We start from the raw sequence: 5,675 nt of genomic DNA on the forward strand, positions 1-5,675 counted from the left end.
ATGACCAGCGCCCATCCCGATGCCGGCGGCAGCGCCGAGGCCGCGCAGGCCCTCACGGCGGCGCGCGACCTCCTGATCAACGCTGCCGAAAAGCGCCGCAACAGCGCGGACTGAGCGCGTGCCGGCCGGCCACCGCCTGCACCCAAGCGCGCTGCGCGCCTATGACATTCGCGGCATCGTCGGCGAAACGTTGACCGAGGCTGACGCCGATGCCGTCGGTCGCAGTTTCGGCACCATTTTGCGCCGCGCCGGCGGCACACGCGTCTGCCTGGGCCGTGATGGCCGGTTGAGCAGCCCCGGCCTGGCGCACGCCGCTTGCAACGGCCTGCTGGCAGCCGGCTGCGAGGTGATCGACATCGGCCTTGGCCCATCGCCGATGCTCTATTTCAGCGTGTTCGAGACCGGCGCCGATGCCGGCCTGATGGTCACCGGCAGCCACAACCCGCCAGCCTGGAACGGCATCAAGCTGATGCTGCACAGCGGCCCGTTCCACGGCGACGATATCCAGGCACTGGGCGCCATTGCCGCCGCCGGCGACTGGGAAGGCGGCACCGGCAGCGCCAGCCAGGTCGACATCGTCGATCGCTATGTCGATGCCCTGCTTGCCGGTTTCCGCGGACAGGCCTTCACCATCGCCTGGGATATCGGCAACGGCGCCGCTGGTCCGGTGGTGGAGCGGCTCACCCGCCGCCTGCCGGGCACCCACCATCTGCTGTTTCCAGAGGTGGATGGCCGCTTCCCCAATCACCACCCCGATCCCACCGTGGAGGCCAACCTCGCCGATCTGAAGCGCGTGGTTCTGGAACAGGGCTGCGATTTCGGCGTGGCCTTCGATGGCGACGCGGACCGGATCGGCGCCGTCGATGGCCAGGGCCGCGTGGTCTGGGCCGACGAACTGCTCGGCATCCTGGCCGAACCGGTGCTGCGTGCGCTGCCTGGCGCCACCATCATCGGCGACGTCAAGGCCAGCCAGGCGCTGTTCGATCGCATCACCGCGCTGGGCGGCGTGCCCGACATGTGGAAGAGCGGCCACAGCCTGATGAAGGCGCGGTTGCTGGAACTGGGCGCGCCGCTGGCTGGCGAGATGAGCGGCCACATCTTCTTCGCCCATCGCTGGCACGGCGTGGATGATGGCATCCTCGCCGCCGTCCGCCTGATCGAGGCCGTGACCCTGCTCGGCGGCTCGCTCACCGCGCTCAAGTCCGCGCTGCCGGCAATGATCAACACGCCGGAACTGCGCTTCCCCTGCCCCGAAGGCCGCAAATTCGCGGTGGTCAGCGAGGTGCTGGCCCGGCTCACCGCCGAGGGCGCCCGTGTCAACGCCATCGATGGCGCCCGGGTGATGCGCGCCGATGGCTGGTGGCTGCTGCGCGCGTCGAACACGCAGGATCTGCTCACCGCGAGGGTGGAAGCGAAGGACGAAGTCGCGCTGGCCCGGTTGCTGGCCGAACTGAACGACCAACTGGCGCTGTCCGGCGTGGCGGCGGTCGCCATCGACCACTGACCCCTTCCCCCGCTGCCGCCAATCTCCTAAGCCACTGACGCATGAGCGTCTGGGCGACTTTGGCCGGCACGGCACTGGGCCTGGTGATCGGCGGCCCGCTGGGGGCACTGGCCGGCGCGGCGGCGGGCGGTGCCGTGGATGCTGTCCGCGCCCGCGCCTCCAACCCGGAACGCCGGCGCGTCGCCTTTTCCATCGCCGCCATCGCGCTCGCCGCCAAGATGGCCGCCGCCGATGGCAATGCCAGCGCCGCCGAATTCGCCACCTTCCAGCGCCTGTTCCGCGTGGACGCGCGCGAGGCCGGCAACGCCCGGCGCTTCTATGATCTGGCCAAATCCTCGATGGCCGGCTTCGACGCCTATGCCGCCCAGGCCGCGCAACTGCTCGGCCCCGGCTCGCCAACACTCGAAGATCTGCTCGACGCGCTGTGGATGATCGCCGCCGTCGATGGCTTCCACGAGGCGGAATTGGCTTATCTCGAGCAGGTTGCCAGCCGTTTCGGCTTTGATGAGGCTGCCCAGGCCCGCATCCGCCGCCGCCACCTCGCGCCCGCCGCCGACGATCCGTGGGCCGTGCTCGGCATTACCCCCGACGCCGATGCCGCCGCCATCCGCGCCGCCTATCACGCGCTGGTCAAACGCTATCACCCCGATCGCGCCCTGGCCGAAGGCGTGCCGCCCGAGTTCATCCGCGTCTCCGAACTGCGCATGGCCGATATCAATGCCGCCTATGACCGGTTGACCGGGAGACGGCGATGAAGCCGCTGCACCTTTTCGCCATCCTTGCCATCGACGTGGTGTGGGGCTTCAACGTTGTCGCGGTGAAGGAAGGCGTGATGTCAGCCGGGCCGCTGACCGCGGTGCTGCTGCGCTATGTGGTGGCCACGATCGTCTGCCTGCCCTTCATCCGCTGGCTGCCCGGCCGCATGCGGCTGATCCTCGCCACCGGCTTCATCGCCGGGGCCTTGTTCATGTCGCTGGGCGGATTGAGCTTTGCCCTGGCCGACAATGTGTCGGCGCTGGCCATTGTCGGGCAATTGGGCGTGCCGTTCAGCCTGATCCTCGCCGTCATCTTCATGAAGGAGGAGATCCGCTGGCCGCGCATCACCGCCATCGCGCTATGCTTCATGGGCGTGGTGGTGATGGGGTTCGATCCGGCCATTGCCCATGAACGGGTTGGCATCTTGCTCACCGCCGGCGCGTCGCTGTGCTGGGCGGTGGGCAATCTGCTGTTCCGCCGGCTCCAGGGCGTGCCGGTGCTGGTCATCCACGGCTGGCTCGGCCTGGTCGCCATCCCGGTGATGGCCACGCTGGCCTGGCTGTTCGAACCCGCCAAGCTCGCCGCCATCCCCGATCTGCCGCTCAGCACCTGGGGCTGGGTGGCCTATTCGGGCATCATGTCGTCACTGGTCGGCCATGGCGGCATGACCTGGCTGTTCCAGCGCTATCCGGTGGCGGTCGTCTCGCCGCTCACCCTGCCGACGCCGCTGATCTCGGTCACCATTGCCGTGCTGGTCTACAACACGCCGATCACCGGGCAGATGCTGGCGGGCGGGCTCTTGACGCTGGTCGGTGTCGCCATCATCACCATCCGCACTGCGCAGCGCCGCGACAGCGACATGCCGGTGGAGCCGACATGATCCAGCACCCCTCCCCCAATTTCAACGACCGGCTGCTGCCGATCGGCATCCTGGTGCTGCACTACACCGGCATGACCAGCGGCGCCGAGGCCATCGACTGGCTGGCCAACCCGGCCTCGCAGGTTTCGGCCCATTATGTCGTCGCCGAAGACGGCCAGGTGCTGCAGATGGTGGACGAGGCCAAGCGTGCCTGGCACGCCGGGCGCAGCTGGTGGCGGGGCGTGACCGACATCAACAGCGCATCGATCGGCATCGAGATCGCCAACCCCGGCCATGAATTCGGCTATGTGCCCTTCCCGGCGGCGCAGATGGACGCCGTGCACGCGCTGGTCGCCGACATCACCGCCCGCCACGCCATCAAGCCCGCCAACGTGATCGGCCACAGCGACATCGCCCCCACCCGCAAGGAAGACCCCGGCGAACTCTTCGACTGGCCCCGCCTCGCCCGCGCCGGCCTTGCCGCCGCACCCAAGCCCTGCATGGACCCGAACTGGACCGACATGGGCTTCATGGCCGCGCTTGGCCGCTATGGCTATGACGTCAGGTCTCCCAGGGAGGCCGTCATCGCCTTCCAGCGCCACCACCGCCCGGCGCGGTTTGACGGCGTGATCGACGCGGAGACGCGCACGATCCTGCGCGGGCTGCTGCTGGCGGAAGGGCTCTAAACCGCGCCCGGCTTGCGGGCGCCCAGCGGCAGATCGTGGCCGCCGAAATCCAGCGTGGATTTCGACACCACTTCGCCCAGCGCATCGACGATCAGGCGCAGGCGACGCTTGTCGGTGGCGAAGGTGAGGCGGAAGGTGCCGAAATCCTCGTCGACGCCGGCTTCCACCCACGAGGTGATGAGGCGGCCGGCCAGCATCGGCTGCACCTGGTCCGGTTGCAGCTTCAGCCCTTCGGCGATGACGTCGGCCGACACCGTGAAACTCTCACCACTGCCTTCGATTTCGATCATGACCGCTGCCATGGCGCGGCTTGGCCAGAAATGCTAGAGCGCCCGCGCGATCACGTCGTCGGGCGACCGCGTCAGGTGCAAGCCTGCCGAGGAAAGTCCGGGCTCCACGGAACGCGGTGCCGGGTAACACCCGGCGGTTCCAGTTTCGGCTGGGATCAGGGACAGTGCCACAGAGAAGAGACCGCCGATGGCGTCCTTCGGGACGGACAGGCAAGGGTGAAACGGTGCGGCAAGAGCGCACCGCGCGATGGGCAACCAAAGCGGCACGGCAAACCCCACCGGGAGCAAGACCGAATAGGGATGGCGCGCATGTTTCGGCATGCAGGGCAGGAACCGGCCCAGTCATCCGGGTTGGTTGCTGGAGGCGGCGGGTAACCGCCGTCCGAGAGGAATGGTCGCCCAGGGGTGAAAGCCCTGGACAGAACCCGGCTTACAGACGGCGTGATCGCATCGCAGCCCGGCCAGGTCGCAACGCACAGCGTTGCGCCCGGACTCGGGCAAGATCGGCCAGCGAGCGAAGAAGGCGGCCCTCAGGCTGCCTTCTTCGACTCGTCTGACGGCGTGGTTTTGCCACGCCCTTCTTTTCTTCTTTTCTTCGGCACTCAAAGCGGACTCGGCGGCTCCGCCGCCGGCCGCGAAAGCACGCACTGCCCTACACCGGCAACGCATCAAACGCCGCCGTCAACCGCGGTGTGTCGCTCGAAAACGGCACCGTCCCGTGCCAGGCATAGCTCGGAAACAGCGCCAGCCGCCCTGCCACCGGCGTGATGATCCGGCGCGGCGGCAGGTCCAGGCCCAGCGCCTGGTCGGGCACGCCAAAGGTCAGCTTGCCGGCATCGCCATCCACCCCCACTTCCGGCGGCAGCGACACATAGAAGGCCGAGCTCAGCCAGCCGCGCGGGTGGACATGGTTGACGTGGAAACCCTGGCCCTTCAGCCGCACCGACCAGGCCCCCAGCAGCTTCACCCGGCCGGTGAGGCGCCCGAGGAACGGGTGTCCGGGCAGCGGCTGCAGCCGGGATATGGCGGCATCGATGGTGGCGCGCAGCGCGTCGCGGAAGGCGATCAGCACCGGATCGGCAGTGGCAAACAGGTCGCCGGGGGTCTGGGTGCCGCCGCGCAGCGTCTGTTCGGCCGGCTGGCTGATCATCACGTGCCGGCGTTCGAGCACGGCCTTCAGATCAGCAAGAAACGCCGGCGTGCTGGCCCAGCCCTTGGGGGTGACGAGGTCGCTGGCCGAAACCATCGTCTCGTAATCGAGCAGTTCAAACTCGCGCGGATCGCCCTTCAGCCGCCAGGCGGTTCCGAGCAATGCCCAGCCGGTCTGTTCGAGCGGGCGGGCCTGGCTGGCAATCAACGCTGCGGCTTCGGCCTCGTCCACCTCGCCCAGCCGCAGCGCCGCCCAGGCGCGGTGGCTGGCAAAGCCGGCTTCGCCCGGAAAGCGCTGTGCTTCGACCCGGCACTGATCGAGATAATCGGCAAACCGCCCGTCCAGCCGCAGTGAAGTCAGTTGCGCCAGCCGCCAGGCGGGCTGCACCCCGGTGGCGGCCTCGGCGCGGGCCGCCCAGCGCGCGGTGCGG

The 5,675-nt window shown here is 68.7% G+C and carries 6 protein-coding genes and 1 other RNA gene; 5 read left to right on the top strand and 2 right to left on the bottom strand.

The features are described from left to right. The first annotated feature begins 118 nt into the window (after positions 1-118). From pgmG to GJ693_RS13340, 4 genes are read left to right on the top strand one after another with little or no spacing between them, the layout of a single operon-like run. A complete protein-coding gene (gene pgmG / locus GJ693_RS13325) occupies positions 119-1,504 on the top strand; it encodes a phosphoglucomutase/phosphomannomutase PgmG (protein ID WP_156256774.1) in 1,386 nt (461 codons plus the stop codon). A 41-nt stretch (positions 1,505-1,545) separates the two neighbouring features. After that, positions 1,546-2,259: a TerB family tellurite resistance protein gene (locus GJ693_RS13330; protein WP_156256775.1), complete on the top strand. Its 714-nt coding sequence runs from the start codon at positions 1,546-1,548 to the stop codon at positions 2,257-2,259. Further along, positions 2,256-3,140: a DMT family transporter gene (locus GJ693_RS13335; RefSeq protein WP_156256776.1), complete on the top strand. Its 885-nt coding sequence runs from the start codon at positions 2,256-2,258 to the stop codon at positions 3,138-3,140. The genes GJ693_RS13330 and GJ693_RS13335 overlap by 4 nt, the downstream gene beginning before the upstream one ends. Further along, on the top strand, positions 3,137-3,805 hold the full coding sequence (locus GJ693_RS13340) for an N-acetylmuramoyl-L-alanine amidase (protein WP_156256777.1): 669 nt from the start codon (positions 3,137-3,139) through the stop codon (positions 3,803-3,805). The genes GJ693_RS13335 and GJ693_RS13340 overlap by 4 nt, the downstream gene beginning before the upstream one ends. Here the strand turns inward: GJ693_RS13340 and GJ693_RS13345 are convergent. Then, positions 3,802-4,095, bottom strand: a complete 294-nt coding sequence (locus GJ693_RS13345) for a DUF6522 family protein (protein ID WP_156256778.1) — start codon at positions 4,093-4,095, stop codon at positions 3,802-3,804. The two genes, GJ693_RS13340 and GJ693_RS13345, sit on opposite strands and share 4 nt — an antisense overlap. A gap of 50 nt (positions 4,096-4,145) precedes the next feature. Between GJ693_RS13345 and rnpB the strand changes: the two genes are divergently transcribed. After that, positions 4,146-4,544: RNase P RNA component class A (gene rnpB, locus GJ693_RS13350), an RNA gene on the top strand. A gap of 203 nt (positions 4,545-4,747) precedes the next feature. On the opposite strand, the gene GJ693_RS13355 is transcribed toward rnpB, so the two are convergent. After that, on the bottom strand, positions 4,748-5,675 hold a 928-nt coding region (locus GJ693_RS13355), incomplete at its 5' end, for a putative 2OG-Fe(II) oxygenase (protein WP_235902904.1).

Origin of the sequence: Sandarakinorhabdus oryzae (assembly GCF_009733735.1) — a bacterium.
Classification (GTDB): Bacteria; Pseudomonadota; Alphaproteobacteria; order Sphingomonadales; family Sphingomonadaceae; genus Sandarakinorhabdus; species Sandarakinorhabdus oryzae.